This window comes from Natronosalvus rutilus (assembly GCF_024204665.1).
Classification (GTDB): Archaea; Halobacteriota; Halobacteria; order Halobacteriales; family Natrialbaceae; genus Natronosalvus; species Natronosalvus rutilus.
Genome location: NZ_CP100355.1, coordinates 2,518,906 through 2,538,855, shown reverse-complemented (window position 1 = coordinate 2,538,855; position 19,950 = coordinate 2,518,906). Strand labels below are relative to the sequence as shown.

The 19,950-nt window shown below is 64.7% G+C and carries 20 protein-coding genes; 4 read left to right on the top strand and 16 right to left on the bottom strand.

Annotated features, from left to right (window positions below; translation table 11 throughout):
- Positions 1–69 precede the first annotated feature (69 nt).
- The 3 genes from NGM29_RS12105 to NGM29_RS12095 all read right to left on the bottom strand — a co-directional run bounded on the left by NGM29_RS12105 (position 70) and on the right by NGM29_RS12095 (position 2,653).
- A complete protein-coding gene (locus NGM29_RS12105; RefSeq protein WP_254156497.1) occupies positions 70–489 on the bottom strand; it encodes a universal stress protein in 420 nt (139 codons plus the stop codon).
- Between the two features lie 103 nt (positions 490–592).
- Positions 593–1,759 (bottom strand): inorganic phosphate transporter, encoded by a 1,167-nt coding sequence (locus NGM29_RS12100; RefSeq protein ID WP_254156495.1) that lies wholly within the window; start codon positions 1,757–1,759, stop codon positions 593–595.
- A 168-nt stretch (positions 1,760–1,927) separates the two neighbouring features.
- Positions 1,928–2,653 (bottom strand): helix-turn-helix domain-containing protein, encoded by a 726-nt coding sequence (locus NGM29_RS12095; protein WP_254156493.1) that lies wholly within the window; start codon positions 2,651–2,653, stop codon positions 1,928–1,930.
- 120 nt (positions 2,654–2,773) lie between these two features.
- Between NGM29_RS12095 and NGM29_RS12090 the strand changes: the two genes are divergently transcribed.
- On the top strand, positions 2,774–3,577 hold the full coding sequence (locus NGM29_RS12090) for a class I SAM-dependent methyltransferase (RefSeq protein WP_254156491.1): 804 nt from the start codon (positions 2,774–2,776) through the stop codon (positions 3,575–3,577).
- Positions 3,578–3,672: 95 nt separating this feature from the next.
- Here NGM29_RS12090 and NGM29_RS12085 read toward each other — a convergent pair whose 3' ends face one another.
- The 3 genes from NGM29_RS12085 to NGM29_RS12075 form a co-directional block, all read right to left on the bottom strand.
- Entirely contained in the window at positions 3,673–4,758 is a 1,086-nt protein-coding gene (locus NGM29_RS12085; RefSeq protein ID WP_254156489.1) for a glutamate--cysteine ligase, read from the bottom strand.
- 209 nt (positions 4,759–4,967) lie between these two features.
- On the bottom strand, positions 4,968–5,621 hold the full coding sequence (locus NGM29_RS12080; protein ID WP_254156487.1) for a fibrillarin-like rRNA/tRNA 2'-O-methyltransferase: 654 nt from the start codon (positions 5,619–5,621) through the stop codon (positions 4,968–4,970).
- Complete coding sequence (locus NGM29_RS12075) at positions 5,614–6,462, bottom strand: NOP5/NOP56 family protein (protein ID WP_254156485.1); 849 nt, start codon at positions 6,460–6,462, stop codon at positions 5,614–5,616. Before NGM29_RS12075 ends, NGM29_RS12080 begins: the two co-directional genes overlap by 8 nt.
- A gap of 237 nt (positions 6,463–6,699) precedes the next feature.
- On the opposite strand from NGM29_RS12075, the gene NGM29_RS12070 reads away from it, so the two are divergent.
- Positions 6,700–7,485, top strand: coding sequence for a TrmB family transcriptional regulator (locus NGM29_RS12070; RefSeq protein WP_254156483.1), 786 nt, complete (start codon positions 6,700–6,702; stop codon positions 7,483–7,485).
- Positions 7,486–7,611: 126 nt separating this feature from the next.
- Here the strand turns inward: NGM29_RS12070 and NGM29_RS12065 are convergent, their stop codons facing one another.
- Together NGM29_RS12065 and NGM29_RS12060 are read right to left on the bottom strand one after the other, a co-directional pair.
- Positions 7,612–8,727, bottom strand: coding sequence for a DUF63 family protein (locus tag NGM29_RS12065; RefSeq protein ID WP_254156481.1), 1,116 nt, complete (start codon positions 8,725–8,727; stop codon positions 7,612–7,614).
- A 75-nt stretch (positions 8,728–8,802) separates the two neighbouring features.
- The gene (locus tag NGM29_RS12060) at positions 8,803–9,267 is read right to left on the bottom strand and encodes an Lrp/AsnC family transcriptional regulator (RefSeq protein WP_254156479.1); all 465 of its coding nucleotides are present in this window, start codon (positions 9,265–9,267) and stop codon (positions 8,803–8,805) included.
- 94 nt (positions 9,268–9,361) lie between these two features.
- Here NGM29_RS12060 and NGM29_RS12055 point away from each other — a divergent pair, with 94 nt between their 5' ends.
- Positions 9,362–10,045 carry a helix-turn-helix domain-containing protein gene (locus tag NGM29_RS12055; RefSeq protein ID WP_254156478.1) on the top strand — a complete coding sequence of 228 codons (684 nt, stop codon included), beginning with the start codon at positions 9,362–9,364 and terminating at the stop codon, positions 10,043–10,045.
- 77 nt (positions 10,046–10,122) lie between these two features.
- Here the strand turns inward: NGM29_RS12055 and NGM29_RS12050 are convergent, their stop codons facing one another.
- Complete coding sequence (locus NGM29_RS12050) at positions 10,123–10,950, bottom strand: inositol monophosphatase family protein (protein WP_254156477.1); 828 nt, start codon at positions 10,948–10,950, stop codon at positions 10,123–10,125.
- Positions 10,951–11,173: 223 nt separating this feature from the next.
- Between NGM29_RS12050 and NGM29_RS12045 the strand changes: the two genes are divergently transcribed.
- A complete protein-coding gene (locus NGM29_RS12045; RefSeq protein WP_254156476.1) occupies positions 11,174–11,728 on the top strand; it encodes a hypothetical protein in 555 nt (184 codons plus the stop codon).
- A 21-nt stretch (positions 11,729–11,749) separates the two neighbouring features.
- Here the strand turns inward: NGM29_RS12045 and NGM29_RS12040 are convergent, their stop codons facing one another.
- The 7 genes from NGM29_RS12040 to NGM29_RS12010 all read right to left on the bottom strand — a co-directional run bounded on the left by NGM29_RS12040 (position 11,750) and on the right by NGM29_RS12010 (position 19,950).
- Complete coding sequence (locus NGM29_RS12040) at positions 11,750–13,573, bottom strand: ATP-dependent DNA ligase (RefSeq protein ID WP_254156475.1); 1,824 nt, start codon at positions 13,571–13,573, stop codon at positions 11,750–11,752.
- A 95-nt stretch (positions 13,574–13,668) separates the two neighbouring features.
- Positions 13,669–13,896: a DUF7385 family protein gene (locus NGM29_RS12035; protein WP_253435531.1), complete on the bottom strand. Its 228-nt coding sequence runs from the start codon at positions 13,894–13,896 to the stop codon at positions 13,669–13,671.
- Between the two features lie 152 nt (positions 13,897–14,048).
- Positions 14,049–15,686, bottom strand: coding sequence for a right-handed parallel beta-helix repeat-containing protein (locus tag NGM29_RS12030; protein ID WP_254156474.1), 1,638 nt, complete (start codon positions 15,684–15,686; stop codon positions 14,049–14,051).
- 107 nt (positions 15,687–15,793) lie between these two features.
- Positions 15,794–18,139 carry a bacterio-opsin activator domain-containing protein gene (locus tag NGM29_RS12025; protein ID WP_254156472.1) on the bottom strand — a complete coding sequence of 782 codons (2,346 nt, stop codon included), beginning with the start codon at positions 18,137–18,139 and terminating at the stop codon, positions 15,794–15,796.
- Positions 18,136–19,155 carry an ATP-binding protein gene (locus tag NGM29_RS12020; RefSeq protein WP_254156471.1) on the bottom strand — a complete coding sequence of 340 codons (1,020 nt, stop codon included), beginning with the start codon at positions 19,153–19,155 and terminating at the stop codon, positions 18,136–18,138. The genes NGM29_RS12025 and NGM29_RS12020 overlap by 4 nt, the downstream gene beginning before the upstream one ends.
- Positions 19,145–19,570 (bottom strand): anti-sigma regulatory factor, encoded by a 426-nt coding sequence (locus NGM29_RS12015; RefSeq protein WP_254156470.1) that lies wholly within the window; start codon positions 19,568–19,570, stop codon positions 19,145–19,147. Before NGM29_RS12015 ends, NGM29_RS12020 begins: the two co-directional genes overlap by 11 nt.
- Before the next feature lie 5 nt (positions 19,571–19,575).
- Complete coding sequence (locus tag NGM29_RS12010; protein ID WP_254156469.1) at positions 19,576–19,950, bottom strand: STAS domain-containing protein; 375 nt, start codon at positions 19,948–19,950, stop codon at positions 19,576–19,578.

Sequence of the window (19,950 nt, the reverse complement as noted above, 5' to 3'; positions counted from 1 at the left end):
GGTCTCCGACACATACGGTATGGATTGCTGTTTCAACAGAGCCGTCTCTCGAGCCCCGAACTCACCGAGTCACCGGACGACCGTCACGGGAACCGGCGACCGCCGGAAAACTGTCTCGGCGACGTTCCCGACGATGACTCGATCCACGAGCGAACCGCCGTGGCTCCCGAGCACGACGACGTCGTAGTCTTCGGCCTGGTTCACGATCGCCCGCGCGGGGTGGCCGAGTTGCACCGTCGTCGTGATCTCTCGACCGTGGTCCGCCGCGATAACCGCCGCGCGCTCAAGTACCGGTTCCGCACACGCCTCGGCGGCCGCCTCGAGGTCGTCGGCCAGCGCGAGTCCGGCGGCTTCGCCCCACATCGGCGACGGTTCGCCGACGACGTGCAGCACCGTTACCTCGGCGTTGGGGTACACCTCGAGGGCATGCTCGAGGGCGTGTTCGGCCATCTCAGAGTCGTCGACTGGGACGAGAACGCGCGAGATCATACCGGAGTCTACGGTGGGAATCCGGATAAAAGGCGCCCGCGTTCGGGTGGGCGACTACATTGACATTGCACCGTCGGCACGTTTCAGGGGGAGTCGAACGCCATCAGGTGCTAATCGGAACCAGGACGAAGAACAGATAGGAGAGAATCGTCGCGAGCGACGGGCCGATAATCCACATCGAGACGTACTTCATGATCGCTCGCGGGTTGAACAGATCGCCCGCGTTCAGTACCTCTGGGGGCTCTCGTTCGCCAATTTTCGTCACCGGCGTCTCCGGTTCCGCGGTCAACGCACCCATCTCGATTTCGACGTCGGTGTCCCTGCGAATGACGTCTCGAGCGGCGATCGGACGCGTTGCCCGCCCCCAGCCGAGGCCGACGATGGTCATCACTGATCCCATGACGAGGCTGATCGGGATACCCATATACGACAGCGTCGTCGTGATCGTTGAGGCCGTGAGCATGACGATCAGGGCCGCCAGCAGCGGTATGTCGCTGAGTTCGCTCCCCACGGACTCCATCGTCCGTCTCGCAATAGTGAAGCCGCCGATTCCAATCGCGATCGTGGCGATGGTGATCGCGGTGTTGTCCGAAAGGGCGTTACTGCTAACCAGCGGGGCGACGGCGTTCGGGACGTTGCTGGCGCCGGCGCTGAACGCCATGTAACAGCCGACGACGAAGACGACGACCGTCCCAGCTAGTTCCTGCCGAGTCGTGTTCGGCCCGAGAGCGGGTCTGGGGAAATCGCCGCTCCGGTCGAGGGCGAGCAACGGCCCCGGCGTCTTCCGAATCGCGTACCGCCGATTGAGTTCTGGGTAGACGTAGCGGCCGAGCACTGCCCCGACCCAGAGGCCGACGACCGGGGTGACTATCCACCAGGTCACGATTTCGCCGATCGTCGCGAAATTGAGCGTGTCCGTCGCCAGCCCGAGGCCGGCGATGGCCCCGACGGTGGTCATCGAGGTGGGGACGGGCACGCCGAAGACGTTCGCCACGAGGATGCCGAAGCCGATGAAAAAGAGTACGGCGACGCCGGCCTCGAGGCTGATTTCGGTCGTGATGATTCCTTCGCTGAGCGTGTCCATCACGTTTCGACCGACCGTCCACCCGCCCAGAAAGACGAAGATCGTCATCAACGCCGCGGCGGTCGTTTTCTTGAGCAGTCCAGCACCGACGGCGGGCCCCCAGGCGATCCCCGTCGACGACCCGCCGATGTTGAACCCGACGAACAACGAGGCGACGACGCCGACGACTAACACGGCAGAGAGCATCACGGGACTGTACCGGGATCAGACTGAAATAGATTGTGAGACGAGAACTCGAGGATCGGTACTCGTATCCGCGAGATTCGGACGAACGGTGTGCGAGGTGAACGGTATTCGACTCACACGGCGTACGAGGCCAACGGCGAGACGCGGAAGAAACAGTACCGTGTCTCGTCACTCCCCCTCGTCGGACTGTCCTCGATCGTTCCTCAAGCCCGCACCGCTCGAGTCGCCGTCGCGGTCCTCGAGTTCGCCGCCGTCCTGGTCGCGTCCGTTGTCAGAACTCGACCCCTGCTTCTCGCTTTCTGTCTCCCCTCCGATGTTGCTCTCGCCTCCGACGCTGCTCGAGTCGTCGACGACGATCGTAACGGGGTCGGTCACCGCCTCGTCGTTCGCCCCCTCGCGGCTGAGGAGACGGTCGAGGGTAAAGATCGTGTTGAGTTCGCGCTGGACCTGATCGAGGACGCCGCCGACGAGTTCGCTCGGCTGGATCGCCGTGTACTCGTAGGGGTTGTTGCCGGCGCCGCCACTCGCCCGTTTCTGCCGGCTGACGCGGTCTTCGTCGTGCAACTCCGCCAGCGCCTCGCGAACCGTACTCGGGTACAGTCCCGTCCCTCGAGACACTTCCTCCGACGTACTCCCGGGGTTGGCCAGCAGGTGAATGTAGATTTTCGCCCGGGTCTCGGTGTCGAGAATCCAGGAGAGGAGGTCGACGATTCGCTGGTCGACCTCGTCGGCGGTCTTCGTTCGATCCGTGACACTCGCACCGGCTCGTTCTGCGTCGTCAGGTGACCCCGTCGAGTCCCGTGGCGACGCGTCGGTCGCCTCGCCCTTGCCCGCCTCGAGATGGGCGTCGGATTCGTCGGGTACCCGACGCTCATCGGTATTATCGGAAGTCATGTGTCCTCTCGGCTAGGACAACGGTTACGGCGGTGTTAAACGTTTGTGGGGTCTTGACACCAGCTCCGGGCCCCTCCACTCGTGGCATAGGCCTATGCCATCAAATCGCATACGACAGGTATGACTACGGAATCGTCACCACCAGATGAACGGGCGAAGCGCGTGTGGTCGCTGGGATCCTATCCCGACATCGCGCCACACTTCCTGTCGATGGCGGCTCACCTCGTCGAATCCACTGCCGTGATCGAGGACGATACCGTTCTCGACGTCGCGTGTGGAACGGGAAACGTCGCCCTCACTGCCGCCAGACGTGGGGCGACCGTAACCGGTCTCGACCTTGTTCCGACGATGCTCGAGGTGGCTCGAGAGAACGCGACGATTGCCGACGTCGATGTCGAGTGGCACGAGGGGACCGCGACAGACCTGCCGTTCGAGGACGATACGTTCGACGTGACGCTCTCCTCTGTCGGCCACGTCTTTGCAGAACCGCCCGAAGCTGCCGCTCACGAACTGCTTCGCGTCACGCGTTCGGGCGGAACCGTCGGGTTCACCTCGTGGACGCCCTCGAGTGTCGTCCCCGCGATGGGTGCCGTGGTTCGCGAATATCTTCCTCAGAATCTGAAGACGCCAGATCCACCGTCACTGTGGGGCGATCCCGCCGTCGTGCGCGACCGAATTGGCAGTGAAGTCGACGAGATTACGTTCGAAACCGCCTCGGTGCTGATTCCCGCCCTTTCGCCGTCGCACTACTGGGAGAGTGCGACGACCGAGTCCGGACTGTTCATCGTCGCACTCAAGTCCGTCGACCATGCGGACCGTCCTGCGCTCCGCGACGAGACCGTCGAGACGATCGGGCGGTATTTCGATGGTCGCCGCAACTGCGTCCCGATGGAGTACCTGCTCGCGAAGGCGACGATGGCGTAACCACCAGAATGAACGGTCTCGAATCGTTCTCATCTCGGGGCCGAGAGCAGCTAAATGGCGTCCATATTGGAGCAGGCGCGACGCGGTGTGGCGTCTCAAGCTTCGATCAATAACGACTCACAGAGCGCGTCGGCACCTTCCTCCTCGCGAATCCGTCGCTGTCGCTCGGCACCGCTCTCGCGGTCGTACACCCGCTGGATGCCGTCGATGCCGAGTCGCTCGCATTCCCGCTCGACCAGTTCGCCCAGCGAGACGGTTCCCTCCAGGTCGCGGTCAATGAACGCGGCGTCGTGGCCGTGGCGAATCGCCCGCCACTTGTTCTCGTCGAGCAGTTCGCGTCGATGGCGGCGGGCCGTGCCGGGGTCGCCGTCCTCGTAGGCCTCGGCGAGACTCGTCACGAGCGCGTGGGTGTACTCGACGAACGCCATCACCACGTCGGGGTCGGCCTGGCCATCCGGCGTGCGAATTTCGACCGTCCCGTGGCCCGTGTGAGGGCGCACGTCGAACCAGAGTTCGCCGCGATCCCTGATCGAGTCGGTCTCGAGCATCCGTCGTTCGTAGGCGTCGAAGGCCTCGAAGTCCTCGAAGTACGTCGGCATGCCGGTGTTCGGCAGTCCCTCGAAGATTTTGGCTCGAGCGGAGTGCAAGCCGGTGTCGAACCCGTCCCAGTACGGCGAGTTCGCCGACAGCGCGAGCATGATCGGGACGTACCAGCGCAGCTCGTTGGCGATCCACACCGCCTTGTCCGCGTTGTCGACGCCGACGTGGACATGGACGCCGGCGGTCGTGTTCCGGTGTTGTGCATACTGGATGCGGTCCAGTTGCGATCGGTAGCGGGGCTTCTCCGCGTGCTCGAGTTCGCGCCAGCGCGCGAGCGGGTGGAGGCCGGCGGCGGCGATCTGAAAGCCGTGGTCGTGGGCGTACTCGAGGAGCGCCCGACGCACCTCGAGCAGGGCGTCTTCAGCCTGTGCGGGGTGCTCGATCAGCGGCGTCTGGGTCTCGATGACGCACTTGAAGAGTTCGTGATCGAGACGGTCCTCGAGGACGACCGGAGGGTCGTGTTCGTACACCAGTTCGTCGCTGCCGCTCGTCGGGCGCCCGCGGTCGTCGACCACGAAGTACTCCTCTTCGATCCCCAGCGTCCCCATTCGCGTGAACGATTCCGGCGACCCGCGTTCCATTGCCCCACTGTTCTTCATCCGGCAGTAAATACCGTTTGGAGTCGGCACGCCAGGGGGGTTTCGCGTCCGAACCCGTCGAGAGGCGCTCGAGGGCGTCCGGTTGCTTCGATCTCAGGTCGCTTCGGAAACTATGGCCACTTCGGTTATTTTGGCCAAACCGGCCTCTTCAGTCACAACAGCCACCACTTCAGCCACACCGGTCACCCCAGTCACACCACCCGCGGCCGTGCAACGACCCCTAGATGATCGACGTGGTACGCGTCAAGACGTCGCACCTCGAGCACCTCGTAGGACTCCTCGAGTTCCTCGCGAACCCGGTCGAACACTGCATCGGGATCCGCGGTCACGTCCTCGCTCCGGGCTTTCACCGCGAGGAGGAGTCGTCCGTCCTCGGCCAAAAATTGGCGATTCCGCGTGGCGACGTCGGCCTGTCCGCGGGTGGCGACGTCCTGAACGACGACGTCGACGTCCGATTCGACGACGTGGGCGTAGGTCTCCGGTTTGCGGGCGTCCTTCAACAGTGGAAAGAGCCGCGGACGGGACGCGGCGGCCTCGAGCAAATCCCGCGTCGGGCGGGGGGCGAACTCGACGGCGTAGGTCGGGCCGGAGAAATCGGCGACGTGGCTCACCGTCGTGCCGCTGGCCGCCCCCAGGTAGAGGACTGTCTCGTCACCTTCGAGGCCTGTGTCCATGCCGAGCTCGAGCATCGCGCCGAGTTTCGACCTGGACGGGTCCCACGCCCGCCACGGACCGTCGGTCGGCTCGCCGTAAACGGGTTCGCCGCGCGTTGCGAGCCGTTCTCGGCCGCCGATTTCGCGCCGTTCGACGCCTTCGGGAAGCGATGGCGGCGTTCCCTCACTCATCGTCGCCACCTCCGTCACCCTCGGCTCGAGCCTGAATCGTCTCGATTCGGTCGGCGAGTTCGGCTTCCAGTTCCGGGCGATAGTCCCCGGAGTAGTGGTCGATTCGGGCCGCGATGGTGAGCTTTCCGGCGAGGGCGCGAGCAGCCGAACCGCGGTCCTCGAGGCGGGTCCCGCGAACGGCCTCGTGGGTGAAGATGATCCCGTGTTTGGGCGAGGAGGCGTGGCCGCGGAGGTGGGCGAACAGGGCCTCTTCGGCGCCGAGCACCTGTACGGTTCCGGAGGGCTTCTTCGCCAGTGTCTCGAGACCGCCGGCTAGCGAGAGCAGCCGGGCGGCGAGCAGCGGCCCGGCGAGCGCCGAGAGGTTCGGGGCGACGGTCGGTGCCCGACGCTCGACGTACGCCTCGAGGGAGTCGGCCTCGTCGGCCAGGTCGGTGACGCGGGCGGCCAGCGACTGGATTGGGCCGCCCACTTCTCTCCCTAACTCTTCGTTCTCGGTCAGCGATCGCGCGTACTCGATTCCCGACCCGGCGTCGGGGTCGACCGTCCCCGCCCATTCGGCGAGCCGTTCGGCGAGTTCGTTCGCCGTCCGTCGACAGTCGTCGAGCGCCCTGATCGCGTGAACCAGCTGCTGGTCGTCGGCCCGTTCGCGTTCCCTGACGGCCGCCGTCGTCGCCTCGACGGTCGCCTCGTGGAGCGCGTCGTAGTACGCGGACCGATCGGCGGCGAACCCCGACTCCACCGCCTCGGTCGGCCAGTCCGCCGATTCAGCGGCCGTTCCGGTCCGAACCCGCGCTCGAGACGCCTCGAAATCGCCGTCGACGAACCACCCGTCGCCACTCATGGGTTCCTCTTTCGGCCGGTTCCGATTAACTCTTTCAACTCACGGGCGCGGTCGCCGTCCGTCGAGCGTTTCGTTCGTGCTCACTCCGCCGAGTAATTCGTTCGCGTTCGTCCGCTGATCGCCGAAGACCTGGATCTCCTCCCAACCGACGGAAAGCCGCGTTGAACGCATTTTTCGATGAGATCCTGGCGAACGCAACCCCTAAGTCATCCGAGGCTGAACGTCACGAATGCTCACATGGACGAGTACGTCGACGAGTTGACGACGCTGGGGCTCTCGAGTTACGAGGCTCGAGTGTACGTCGCCCTCGTAGAGAACGGCGTGATGACGGCCGACGACGTGGCGTCCGAGGCAGACGTCCCGATCGGGCGAATCTACGACGTGCTCAATTCCCTCGCGGACCGATCGCTCGTCAGAGCGGACGACGGCCGCCCGCGGACGTACGCCCACGTCGAACCGTCGATGGCGATCGATCGCGTCCTCGGACGCCGTCGAAACGAACTCGAGACGAAACGCGGCGAGTACGAACGGACGGCCTCGAGTGCCCGCCGGAACCTGACGGCGCTCGCCGAGGAGGTACAGACCGAGCAGTTCGCGACCAGCGCGTTCCACGACGTCGCCGCGCGCGACCTTCTGGTCGAGCGCTTCGGTTCGGCGGCCATCGAGATCCGAATCTACGTCGACACGGTCGCGTTCCGGTCGGACATCCGCGAAGCGTTCGTCACGCGGCTCGAGGCCTGTCTCGACGACGGAATCGACGTTCGATTGCTCGCGACCGAGTTCGACCCGTCCTCACCGCCGCTCGCGCGGTTGCTCGATTCCGGGTTGCGTATTCGTCGAACGAAGACCGTCCCTCACCAGCGGTTTATCGTCGTCGACGACCGGGAGGTCTGCGTCGAGGTCCTCGATCCGGTTCACGCCGACGACCTCCTCGCCGTCGTCAACTTCCGGGACGATGGAATTGCCACCGACCTCGCCTCGAGTTTCGACGAGTGCTGGCGACGGGCGGGACCGGGATACTGACCCGATATCCTCGCATTCGGCGTCGTACTGGCTGATTTCGATCTAATTTGGCGCCTGGTTCGCGGCCTGAAGTCGATCGACGAATCGGCTTGTTCCCACGCTGAACGAACTAATTGGGTTAGGGACTCAGATCCCGAACGTCGCCCGAAGCATGTCTCGCGTTCCCGGCCCGAGACCGACGGCGACCACCGTGATCAACAGCAAGATGGCGTACCGGGGACTCTCCTCGAAGATCGACTCGTCGAACACCCAGATGATGAAGACGGCGGCGACGACTTTGACGATGAGGAACGGCCAGGCCGCGCCGATCACGTCGACGACCGACGCCGGGAGCACCGCTTCGGTCGTGGCGACGATCCAGGCGTTGACCGGGTGTTTCGGATCGTACCCGAGGCCGAACGCGCTGGCCCAGTCGAGGCCGATGACGTTGGCGATGCCGTCGACGCTGTGCGCCCAGATGACGATCGCTCCCATGAACCCGGTTCCCCGGTTGAGATCCGGCGCGAATCGCGTGATCGCCCCGTAGGTGACGGCGGTGACGACAGTAGCTCCGACCAGCGTGATCGTCGGAATGAGCGGGTGGAAACTCGCCAGTTCGTAGGTCGCTGCGAAGTAGCCGAGGTAGGCTACCGTCACCGTCAACGCGGCCGTCCCGATTCCAGCGAGGGGGTACTCGTAGCCCGAGACGTACCCGTTTCGATCGAGCCAGACGGAGACGACGACAGCGAACAACGCGACGAAGAAGACGGTCACGTAGATGAAGGGACTGATGAGTGCCGCTACCCACGGCAATTCCATCTGCATCTCGCCGGTCTCGACGAGCGCGCGGACGTTGGCGTCCTCGACGACGCGCAGCGCCCCGCCGAACAGCATGAACGGGAACAGGCCGTAAAAGCCCGCGCGGTAGCGATCGATCTCGAGGTGCTTGATCAGGAGGATGATCCCGACGAGCATGAGCACGAGCGTCGGAATGTACCCCGCGTAGGACTGCCAGGTGTAGCCGGGGCTGGCCTCCGGTCCGGTCGTGTTCGGCCCGCACTCGGTCGGTGACCCGCCGTTCCAGGCGAGACAGCCGTAGTTCTGGGCGTCGGCGGCGACTGGACCCCAGTAGTAGTGCCAGAGGATGTCGGCGGCGACTCGCTGCGGGAACACTATAGCCGCGAGCGTGATCAACGCGACGAGCGATCCCACGACCGCCAGCCAGATTCGTCCTGCGCCGTAGCGGTCGACGTACGCTTCCATACCACCACACCGGTGTGGTCGTCGCTTACCGTTTGCGGTTTTTCGCTGCGTGAGCAAACGGCGACCGAGACGACGTCAGTTCCCGTCCGGCGCGATTGGTAGTTCCTGGCTGTCGTAGGTCGTCCCGAGAATGACCATGGTCTGCGAACGCGAAAAGCCGTCCATCTGTGCGATCTGGTCGAACATCAACTCGCGCAGAGCGTCCGCGTCGGCAGCGTAGACGCGCATCATGACGTCCCATTCGCCAGTCGTGAGATGGACCTCCTGGACCCCCTCGATGTCGGTCAGTCGGTCGAGAGTATCCTGTTCCCGCCCCTGTTCGACCCGCAGACCGACGAGCGCGGAGATGCCGAGCCCGATCGATTTCGGCTCGACCTGCGCGTGGTAGCCCTCGATGACGTCCGCTTCCTCTAAGCGATTGACCCGGTCGTGCACGGTCGCGCTCGACATGTCGATCTGGCGGGCGATTTCGCTGAACGGCGTTCGGGCGTTTTCCTGTAGAATCCGGAGGATCGCCCGATCGGTGTCGTCGAGGTCCATACTATTGATGTACATCAGGTCGACAAAATTCTTTGTACATCCGCAACTCGACCAATGTCGGCCTGTTTATGGTTGTCCACTCGAGATTCATCGTATGAGCGTTATCACCGAGTTTACCGTTCCTGCGAACGCGTTCGCGCTTGAGCACACGCTCGAGACCCTTCCAGACGCGACCGTGGAGGTCGAGCGCCTCGCGACCCACAGCAGGGAGTGGGTGATGCCGTTTCTGTGGGTGGCCGCGGACGAGGACGACCTCGAGACCCTGGAGACGACGCTTCGAAACGATCCTTCCGTCAACGAACTCACCCTGCTCGATTCGGACTCGAACGTCCACTACTTCAACGTCGACTGGGCCGAACCCGTTCAGCACCTGGTGGACCAGATCGTCGACCGCCACGGCGTCATGCAGGAGGCGGAAGCCGCGAACGGCACCTGGTACCTCAAACTTCAGTTCGTCGACCGGGAGGCGCTCGAGGAGTTCCAGACGTTCTTCCACGAACAGGGCTACGCGTTCGAACTCCAGCGGATGTACCCTGGCTCTGCGCCGAAGGAACGCGAGTACGACCTGACGCCCGAGCAGCGGGAGGCGCTCGTGACCGCGCTTCGAATGGGATACTTCGAGGTTCCGCGCGAGGCGCAGATCGAGGACCTGGCGGAGGCGCTGGACATCTCGACGAACGCCGTCTCCGAGCGGTTGCGCCGCGCGACCGGTAACCTGACCAGCAACGCGCTCGCCGTCTCACTTCCCTCGTCTGTGGACGTGGCGGTCGAGCGGTAGCGAATCTATTTCTCAGACGGTAACACATCTGCTACTCAAACCGTAGCGAACCTCTCCCTCGAGGCCGATTGAAATTGCTACGTTTCGATGGCTCGCGTCGCCGCGAGTACCTCGTCGTGGACCTCGTCTTCTCCGTTGGAGGCGACCAGACCTCGAGAATCGTAGCGCCAGGGTTCGCCGTCGATGTCAGTGACCGTTCCGCCGGCCGTTCTGATCAGGTGGACCCCAGCGACGGAATCCCAGGGATTCGCCCTGAGGTTCGTGATGACGCCGTCGAGTGCGCCCGCGGCGACCATCGAGAGGGCCGCCTGCGCGCAGCCGTACCGCCGCATGTCGCCGAAGCGCTGGACGATCTCCCTGGTCGCGGCGGCGTACTGGTCGCGCTCGTCGAAGTCCCACCAGATGGTCGGACAGACCGCGCAGGTCTCGGGGTCGTCGCGGTCGCTGACCGAGATGTGCTCGCCGTTGCGGGTGACGCCGTCCGGCCCCGCCCGGTACGTATCGCCCAGCGCGGGCATGACGACCGCCGATCCGACGGGTTCGCCGTCCACGACGGCGGCGACGGCCGTTCCGAAGATTCGAATCCCGCGGACGTAGTTGTTCGTCCCGTCGATGGGGTCGATGATCCAGGCGGGCCCCTCCGGCGGGACCGTCTTTCGCTCGTCGTCCTCCTCGCCGACGATCGGATCGTCGGGGTAGGTCTCCCGGATCACTTCGATGACCGTCCGCTGGGCGTCCCGGTCCGCCTGGGTTACCACGTCCGTCTTCCCGCCCTTCAACTCGACCGGAATGTCCTTCCGGAACGAGTCGTGGGCGACCTTGGACCCGGCCTCGGCCGCTCGAGCGGCGACTGTGGCCCGATCCGCCGTCGACCCCGCGTCGAGACTGTCCTCTCGTTCGCTCATACCTCGTCTTCGGTGGACGAACGGTCAAATGGATGCCGGTTCGGTGTCACTCGAGAATGGATGTCGGTTTGAGGTCGTTCGAAACATCTGGTCGCGGAAACCCGGAAACTGGATACACGTCCGCTGGCCGTACTGTAAAAACGAACTCGGTTCGACCGGGGTATCCACCCGTGGAGTAGACGTCACCAAGAATACATATATGCGGCCGACGAGAATGGGGGATATGAACCGCCGCCGATTCCTCGCCGGGGTCGCGATGGGGTCGGTCAGCGTCGCGGGGTGTCTGGGGGCAAGAGAGAGCCCCACCCTCCCTGATGGGATGACGGTCGAGACGCACCATCGCGTCGGCAGTCACCTGGTAGACGACGGTCTCGAGCCGTCTGGGGAGCGACCACACTCGTACCAGACGATCCTCACGGACCGGTCGACGGCTCGAGAGCGGATGCGAGGCGAGGACGGGGACGGAAACGAGAGCGAGGGCGAGGCCGAGGACGAAATCATGGAATTCGTCGCGGAGACCGATTTCGACCGATCGTACCTCGTGGTCGTCGTGGTACGATCGTGGTCGAGCCAGCACTGGCTCGAGGTCCGGGAAATCGAACGAACCGAAGACGGTATTCACGTCTCTATCGCCTCCGATTCGGACGAGCCGACAGTCGACGATGCCGTAGTCCATTCTATTGCGATACGAATCACCGACGAGGAGGACGACGAACCCGACGCCGTCGCCGTGACGATCGACGGCGAGTCGATGAGGACCGCCGAAACCACCTCGTGACCAGCCACAGACGCCCTTCGGTCACGGCGACCGGAGCCGTTCGACGCGCTCGAGGGAGTCCGCCTCGGACGGCGTTTTGTCCTCCCTGATCCCGAGAAACCGGGGGAATCGGAGCGCGTACCCCGAACTGTACGTCGGCGAGGTCTGGATCTCCTCGTAGCCCACCTCGAACACGACCGCGGGCTCGAGATCCACGTCCTTGCCGTCCTCGGCGCGGACGTACGGCTCGAGGCGCTCGGTCAGCTCCGCGAGGGTCTCGTCGGTGATCCCCGTGGCGACCTTGCCGATGGTCTCGAACGCGCCATCTCCGGAGGTGTCCGTCGCCCGCACGGACAGCAGGAACGTGCCGAGGAAGGTTCCACGCCGGCCTTCACCCCACTCCGCGCCGGTGACGACGCAGTCGAGCGTCTCGACGTCGGGTTTCCGCTTCAGCCAGCGCTTGCCGCGCCGGCCTGGCGAGTACGTCGAGTCGGGGTCCTTGAGCATGATCCCCTCGTGACCGCTCTCGAGCGCGTCGGCGTCGATCGATTCAATCTCGTCGGGGTCGTCGGTGAGCCAGAGGAGCGAGAGGCCCTCGGGCGTCTCATCCCCTGTCGTCACGGTCGCTCCCGTTTCAGCGGCGTCATTGGGCGCTTCGGACGCGCCCGTCTCCGTTTTGGGGTCGTCCTCGGACGAGAGCACTGCCTCGAGTCGGTCGTGGCGATCCGTGAGCGGGACGTCGAGCAGGTCCTCGCCATCGGCGTGGAGACAGTCAAAGAAGACAGGCCGGACGGCCACGTCCTCGCGCGCTTTCGCCACGTCGTGTTTCCGTCGAAATCGCCGGAGCACCTCCTGGAACGGGAGCGGGTCCCCGTCGTCGTCGACGGCGACCACCTCGCCGTCCAGGATCGTCGGCACCTCGAGAGCCGCTTCGGCGAACTCGACGACCTCCGGGAGCGCGTCGGTCACGTCCTCCATGTTCCTCGAGAAGACGCGCGTTGTCGGTCGTTCGTCCCCCGAGTTCCCGTCGGACGCACCCGTCGTCTCGACGCCATCAGGCGCGTAGTGCAACTGGACGCGCGCCCCGTCGTACTTCCACTCGACGGCCGCCTCGTCCCAGGCCTCGAGGGCGTCGGTCACGCTCCCCGCCTGGGCGAGCATCGCCTGGACCGGGCGCCCGACCTCGAGGGTGAGCGCGTCCAGCCCCTCGAGCCCCTCATCTCGCGCGACGACAGTGACGTGGCCGTAATCGTTCGAGACCTGCAACGCGCGCTCGACGCGGTCGGCGGGGACGTCGAACGCCTCCGCGGTGGCGTCGCGGACGGTCCCTTCGCCGACGCCGATGCGCATCTCCGAGAGGACAAGGCGAGCGAGGTAGCGGGCCTCGTCGGTCGCACACCGGTTGAACAGCGAGAACAGGAGGTCCACCTTCGCATCGTGGCTGCCCGAGCCGTCGGTTTCGGCCAGTTCCGTGAGCGTGTCGGATACCGTCGCGACGGTGAGTTCGTCCTGGCCGCCGCCACTGCCGCCACCGCCGCCGAACGCCCCCAGCCCCCGCTGGCCGCCGAACTCGTAGCTCGCGGCGACGGCGCCGATCTCGCCGACCTCGGCGACGGCTGTCTCGACGTCGTCCGGGCCGACGTTCGTCCCGGCCGCGCGAGCGATCGCCTCGTAGCACGTCCGCGGGCCGATGTCGAGCTTTCGGGCGTCCCAGGCGGGGAACACCCGTCCCTGAACGAAGCGGGCGACGACCTCGAGGTCCGGGCCAGCTGCCTCGAGGAGCGACCGGACGTGCGCAACGGTCTCGAGATTCGCGGGTTCGGCCTCGATGGTGGCGGCGTGGTCGGCGAACGTGGCGAAGTCCATGTCGTGGGTGTAGGCGACGGCGGTCGCTTAAGGGGTTCGAGATGGCGTCGGCCACCGGTGTGACCGGTCAGTCCCCTTCCAGGCGTCGACTGCCACTAGGGTTTGTGGGTAAACAACACTGGCTTCCCGTCCTCGACGCCCGTACAGATGTCGAGCGGGATGGTCTGGTTCAGGCTTGTGTGTTCGTCCTTGCAGACGACCATGTCGTCGAACGGTTGGTCGCAGGCCGGACACGCCAGGCCGACCGTGTTCTGATACTGCTTGATCGACTCGTTTTCCTCGCGAAGCGTCGCCGAGGAGACGTACTTCTCGAACTGCTCCATGGGCTACGTGGGAAAGAAAGGAGGTAAAGTGTTTCCCCGGTGGGTCTCAGGAATCAGAAAACACCACAGCGACGCCCAATTCGAAGATACCGACGGAGAGATGGCCGCTTCGGTCGCCAGTTACTGCACCGCAACGACCCTCACCAGCGTGATCAGTAGGTCGTGTTGTTCGACAGCTCGAGGCTCGAGGAGCCGAGGTCGCGCACGCCATTGACCATTCGACTGTTGCGGATAGAGATATTGCTACTCTGATCGTACAGGCAGGCCGCGTGTTTACCGCCGGTCGACTCGGCGTCGACTTCCAGGTAGAGCGACTCGGAACCGAGTTCGACGATGGGGTACTGGTTCGCGCGAAGGGTACTCTTCCAGACCGTCAGGTCGTCGGCGGTCGACGTGATCGCGTTTCGGGTGGCGCCACTGCGCGCGGACTGGTTGACCTCGGTCACGTTGAACCGGCAGTTGTCTCGCTCGACGCGGATGCCGTCACGGAATCCGGAGGCGTCGCCTGCCTCGCCGGTGATCGTGAGGTATTCGGCGAGCACGCGGTCGGTCGCGTTCGTGTTGCGGATCCACAGCGGGTAGCCGCCGGCGGTTTCGTGGTTGATCTGCGTCTCGACGATGATGACCTCCCCGCAGTTGGGGGAGACGACGATGCCGTGATTGACGTCGTTGCCCTGCATGTCAATGCGGACGCGCTCGATTCGAGCGCTGTCACAGGTGGGCATCGCCGAGATTGCGTGGCTGGTCGGCATCGGCGAGGTGATTTCGACGGCTGCCCCTTTGATACGCAGGTTCTTGCCGTTCTCGATCCGGATTCCGCGCTGGGCCACGTCTTCCGGGCGGGTGTCGTCGATTTTGACGCTTGGCCAGTTGATCTCGCTGCCGTTGCCACCGACGCGGATGTTCGCGCCGTTACTGTTCCGGTAGGTGCCACCACTCACGATGATTTTCCCGCTTCCGCCGGCGGCGTAGAGACCGTTGTCGGGGAAGGCACCGAGCGTACAGTGTTTGAACTCGAGGGTGCCGGCGTTCTGGTTGGCCAGGATGCCGGTCGGCCCGCGCCAGCGTTCGCCGGCGGTCGGGGTGTTGTCGATCCACTCGCCACCCTGGGGGGCGCGGAAGCGCTCGACGATGCCGTAGCCGCTCGAATCAGTGACGTTGAACAGGCCTGGTCCCCACGTCCCGCTGTCGTGCTGGCCTTTGATGTTGATGTCGCGCACCTCGAGGCGATCGGAGACGTGGGCCTCGATGACGCGAATCCCGGTGTCGGGGGCCGTCTGGTCGATGTCGAATCCCTCGAAACGAAGACGGCGTCCTGGTCTGTAGCCGACGCCGAGACGGAAGAGCCGGTACTGCGGGCCGTCGAAGTTGTAGTAGTTCGCGGGCACGAGCGTCGCGTCGTCGCCGATGAAGGCGACGTTGTCGAAGCCAGTAAACCGGAGCTGTTCGTCCATGTAGTACCGCCCAGGTGGGAAGTAAAACAGCGTATTATCGTTCCGAATGTTCCTGAGAACGGGGGTGATCGATCGGTTCCCGGTGTTGTCGGCGCCGGCTTCGACGACGTTGACGACGTGTCGGTACTCGCCGTCGTACTTCGTGTACGAGCCCGAGGCCGCGGCGGTCGAAGAGAGACCGAGCGCAGAGATACCCGCAATGGCCGCACCCTTCACGAACGTCCGCCTCCCTGGTCGGTGGGTGCCGGTTTCGGATTTGGTGTCGGTGTCAGATGCTTGCTCGAAGTCGGTAGATCGCCCATCGTCTGCGTCGCGTTCGTTTGCTATTCCAGTCATGATATTCAATTATACGTACTTGTTCTACTGGAAAAGAGAGCGTAGCTAGCCACGAAGCCATGTGAATCGATGTCAGTGGCTAGAATAGCAAAACCGGTGCTCGAGTCTCAGTCCGATTCGAAGACGAGCTCGAAGAATTTTCGCTGGGCGGCGCGGAGGTGATTGTTGAACGTCGGCTGTGAGACGCCGAGTGCGTCGCTGATCTCGCTGCCGGTGCGTTCGCGTGGCGACTCGAAGAATCCGCTCTCGTAGGCGGTCCGGAGCACCTCTCGCTGACGGTCGGTCAGTATCTCGTCCATGTCCGCCGTGAACCCGCTCTTCGTCTGTCGATCCCGCTCTCGAGGTTGCTCGCGTCGCGCCAGCAACTCCGAGTGGTCGTACGTCGCCTGGATCGTGTCGATGAACAGCCGCACGTCCGCGCTCTCCGGGAGGGCGACGGCGATCGTTCCTTCGCCGCCTTCCGCCCTGAATCGCTGGGGGACGGCGCCGTGACCGAGGAGCGTTCCGAAGAAACTCGACTCGTCGACCGTACACTCGAAGAGACACTCCTCGTCGTTCTCCGAAATGAACCGCGTGTCGTCCACCGCGAACGCCCGCTCCATGTGCTCGAGGACGGGCTCCAGCGGCGTCCCGTGAGTGGTGAAGAAGACGCGGTACCCGCCATCGGACCGGGCGACCACGCTCTCGAGTTCGACGGCGCAACCGACCTCGGCCGTCACCGAGAGGAACGGGATTGCGTCGTCCCGAATCTCTATCTCCACTTCGACGAACTCGTCGCTCACGAGCGCTTTCTTGCTCTCGACGGCGTTGATCGCGTAGGCGATGGTCTCGCCGAGTTCGACGAGGACGGTGCGCTCTAGATCCCCGAACGTCTCGAGCCGATCCGAATACACCGTCAACACGCCGTAGCGCATCTCGCGATACACGAGCGGGATCGCGATACAGGCGCGATAGCCGCGCTTGAGCGCCTCCCGGCGCCACCGGGGGAGTGGCGGCTCGCCGAGCAGGTCCTCGACCACCTGTGGTTCCTGTGTCTCGTTCGCCCGTTCTGTCGGTCCTCGTTCGCTCGAGTCGGCTTTTTCTCGCGGGTCGATCGTATCGAGGTACCCGTCGTTGGCGCCGCCCCACTCCTGGGGAGCCACCGCGTCGTGCACCGCGTCGTACTCGCCGATCCAGGCGAAGGTGTACGGTCCGGCGGTCGTCAACTGGGTGCAGACGGCCTGTTCGATCGCCGTTCGCGAATCCGCCGCCACCAGCGCCTGATCGATGTGACGGATGACGTCGTTGATCTGGTTCAGTCGCGTGAGCCGCTCGTTCTGTTCGTGCAGGCGTTCGTCACGTTCGATGAGCTGGCATTCCCGTTCGGCCCGATCGAGCGAGGACTCGGCGTTCGTCGCCAGGAGCCGAGCCAGCGACGGTTCCGTGCTCGCGGCCAGTATCCGGGCGAGCGACAGTCGCTCGTCGTGTACGTCGTCGGTCGTTCTCGAGCCGATGACGAGCACGCCGTGTCTCCCGAGCGGGAGGATCGCAACGCCGTAGGTGTCACCGTCGGCGTCGGCCCCGGGGGCGACCGCCATCTCGTCGTGAACCGTCACTCGTTTCTCGGCGAACGCCTGCCACGCCAGTTCGGCCTGCGGGTCGAACATCTGCTCCGCGTCGACGATCGTTTCGGCCATCGCCGTCTGTGCGCGTGGTCTGAGCGTCCCCGTCTCGCTATCGTAGACCGCGACCATCGTAATCGGAAGACTGAGCGCCGATTCGGCCGTCTCGACCACGGTATCACAGACCTCTCGTACCGTCTCCGCTCCGAGCAACTCCCCTGTCGCCTCGACGAGTCCCTCGAGCTGCGCTTCCCGCCGGCGTCGCCGTTTCTCCTGTTCGACCCGGTCGAGGGCTGCTTCGGCGGTGGCTGCGAGCAGTCCGGCGAGCTGGCGTTTGTCCGCGTCGAACACCCCGATCCCGTCGGAGACGGCGACCAGGACGCCATGGGTGCTGAGCGGGAGCCAGATTCCGCTGGGGAACGCCGCCTCGAGACCCTCGTCGCGACCGGTCATACCGTCGTCCATCACGATGGTCTCTTGCTCGGCGAACGACCGCCACGCGACCGAGTCGTCGGGGCTCACGGACGACAGGGATCCGAACCTATTCTCGACGTACTCGGTCGTCGCGGCCGGCGAGAGCCGGGTTCCGTCCTCATTGGCGAAGTACACCCCCACGCCGGGAAGGCCGAGGACCTCGTTCGTCGTCTCGAGGATCAGGTCGCTCACGTCCTCGGCGGTCTCGGCGTGGAGCAGTTCCCGGCTCGATTCGTGGAGCGCCGTCAGCGTCCGTTCGTGTTCCTCGCGTTCGAGGGTGAGCGCGAGAAGCCCCTCGTTCGTCTCCCTGAGCTCCGCCTGCAGTGCCTGGATCATATCCCGGTCAGAGGTCTGTTCGTCACCGTCCTGGCCGCTCATCGCGATCCCCTCGTAACCACCAGTACGGTCGCGTCGTCGTTCTCGTCCGCTAGCTCTGCCAGGAGCCGGTGTGCGAGCGTCGAACTCGGTTCGTCCACGAGGTGGACGAATTCGTCCCACTTCCAGAGTGACCGTACGCCGTCAGAATACAGCGCCAGGGCGTACTCGGGGTCCCACTCGTTTTCCTTGATCAACGGTTCCGGCGCGTCGTTCCCGAGCACTCCCCGTCGCGTCACGAACTGGAACGGCACCGGGGCATCGACCTTGTGCGAGATGTTGCCGACGCTGGCGTAGGAAATCGTCTCCTGGGACCAGTCGAAGCGAGCGAGCGCCATGACGACGCCGCGCGTCCTGGTACACACCCGTTCGACGCCTCGAAAGATCGCGGTGAGCGACTGATCGAAGTGGCTCGTGACGTACCGTTTCGCCGCCGCCGCGGCGGTGTGAGCATCCCGTCCGTGCCCCAGTCCGTCGATGACGCCGACGAGGGCGCTGTCTCCCCACCGCTTGATGACGAACGCGTCGCCGTTCGGATCGCCGCGCGTCCGGGGGCGCGTCGCCGCTCCGAACGTGAGCGGAAACGGCTTCTGTGAACGCGCTCGAGTCCGAAATTCGCGTTTGGCGACGATATGCGTGCCCGCGTGTGAGTCGGGGCGAGGAACGACTTCGAATTCGTCCATGAGCCGATCGACCGCCCCGAGGCCGGACCCCAGGCTCCCCGCCGTCGAATAGCCGTCGGTGATCGCTCGATCGACGTCGCCGATTCCCGGCCCCGAGTCCTCGGCGTGAATCTCGAGACCGCGATGGTCGTCCGACGACGTGGGCACGAGCGTGATCGTCCCTTCCCCGGCGTGTTTGACGATGTTCGAGGCCAGTTCGTGGATCACGAGGACGACCTCTTCGACGGTCGACTCGTCGAGTTCGAACGCTGCCAGGATCGGCTTCGCCCGGCGGCCGGCGAGGATGACGTCGGCCTGTTTGGAAATCGTGATCGACGTCTCGTCGTCACCCGTCATTGGCGACCACTTGTGGCACGTACTTGCGAATGGTGACGGTCGTCCCCGTTTCGGCACTCGTGTCGATCTCGAACTCGTCCATCATCTTCTGGGCCCCGGAGAGGCCGTGGCCCATTCCGCTCGACGTCGAGTACCCCTCCTCGAGGGCGCGATCGACGTCCGAAATTCCCGGTCCATCGTCGTCGAAGACGATTTCGACGACGCGCCGACTCCCCTCCGAGCGGACGCGCCAGCGCATCGTCCCGACCTCGGCGTAGAGATAGATGTTCCGGGCGAGTTCGGAGACCGCGGTCACGATCCGGGTGGTGTCCGTCAGCCCGAAACCGACGTTCGAAACGACGTTACGAATCGTGGTCCGGGCGGTGACGATGTCCGATTCGGAGGCGATCTCGAGGACCCCTTCTTCGCTCACCATGTGACTCACCCCGAATCTATCCCGAGGGCATCTAGCGCCGCATCGATACTCCTGGCCGTCTGCACACCACCGAGGTCGAATCCGAGTTCGGTCACCGTGATGGCGATGGCAGGGCCGATGCCGACGAGAATCGGTCGAACGCCCATCAGTTCGACCATCTTCGCCGTCTCGACGATCACGCGGGCGAAGAACGAGTCGACCGTTTGCACGTCGGAGACGTCGAGCACGACTCCCTCGATGCGTTCGAGGTTCGTCTGATTGATCCGCTCGAGAATGCGCTCCTGGAGGTCGTCGATCGTACTGTCCGACGGGTGTGGGGGGAGGGTCGCAATCAGCGTTCCTCGCACCTGGATAACGGTGACGCGATCTGTGTGGGTCAT

Coding starts and splice junctions, on each gene's coding strand:
- NGM29_RS12105 (WP_254156497.1), bottom strand. CDS start 489: ATGATCTCGCGCGTTCTCGTCCCAGTCGACGACTCTGAGATGGCCGAA.
- NGM29_RS12100 (WP_254156495.1), bottom strand. CDS start 1,759: ATGCTCTCTGCCGTGTTAGTCGTCGGCGTCGTCGCCTCGTTGTTCGTC.
- NGM29_RS12095 (WP_254156493.1), bottom strand. CDS start 2,653: ATGACTTCCGATAATACCGATGAGCGTCGGGTACCCGACGAATCCGAC.
- NGM29_RS12090 (WP_254156491.1), top strand. CDS start 2,774: ATGACTACGGAATCGTCACCACCAGATGAACGGGCGAAGCGCGTGTGG.
- NGM29_RS12085 (WP_254156489.1), bottom strand. CDS start 4,758: ATGGAACGCGGGTCGCCGGAATCGTTCACGCGAATGGGGACGCTGGGG.
- NGM29_RS12080 (WP_254156487.1), bottom strand. CDS start 5,621: ATGAGTGAGGGAACGCCGCCATCGCTTCCCGAAGGCGTCGAACGGCGC.
- NGM29_RS12075 (WP_254156485.1), bottom strand. CDS start 6,462: ATGAGTGGCGACGGGTGGTTCGTCGACGGCGATTTCGAGGCGTCTCGA.
- NGM29_RS12070 (WP_254156483.1), top strand. CDS start 6,700: ATGGACGAGTACGTCGACGAGTTGACGACGCTGGGGCTCTCGAGTTAC.
- NGM29_RS12065 (WP_254156481.1), bottom strand. CDS start 8,727: ATGGAAGCGTACGTCGACCGCTACGGCGCAGGACGAATCTGGCTGGCG.
- NGM29_RS12060 (WP_254156479.1), bottom strand. CDS start 9,267: ATGGACCTCGACGACACCGATCGGGCGATCCTCCGGATTCTACAGGAA.
- NGM29_RS12055 (WP_254156478.1), top strand. CDS start 9,362: ATGAGCGTTATCACCGAGTTTACCGTTCCTGCGAACGCGTTCGCGCTT.
- NGM29_RS12050 (WP_254156477.1), bottom strand. CDS start 10,950: ATGAGCGAACGAGAGGACAGTCTCGACGCGGGGTCGACGGCGGATCGG.
- NGM29_RS12045 (WP_254156476.1), top strand. CDS start 11,174: ATGAACCGCCGCCGATTCCTCGCCGGGGTCGCGATGGGGTCGGTCAGC.
- NGM29_RS12040 (WP_254156475.1), bottom strand. CDS start 13,573: ATGGACTTCGCCACGTTCGCCGACCACGCCGCCACCATCGAGGCCGAA.
- NGM29_RS12035 (WP_253435531.1), bottom strand. CDS start 13,896: ATGGAGCAGTTCGAGAAGTACGTCTCCTCGGCGACGCTTCGCGAGGAA.
- NGM29_RS12030 (WP_254156474.1), bottom strand. CDS start 15,686: ATGACTGGAATAGCAAACGAACGCGACGCAGACGATGGGCGATCTACC.
- NGM29_RS12025 (WP_254156472.1), bottom strand. CDS start 18,139: ATGAGCGGCCAGGACGGTGACGAACAGACCTCTGACCGGGATATGATC.
- NGM29_RS12020 (WP_254156471.1), bottom strand. CDS start 19,155: ATGACGGGTGACGACGAGACGTCGATCACGATTTCCAAACAGGCCGAC.
- NGM29_RS12015 (WP_254156470.1), bottom strand. CDS start 19,570: ATGGTGAGCGAAGAAGGGGTCCTCGAGATCGCCTCCGAATCGGACATC.
- NGM29_RS12010 (WP_254156469.1), bottom strand. CDS start 19,950: ATGACCCACACAGATCGCGTCACCGTTATCCAGGTGCGAGGAACGCTG.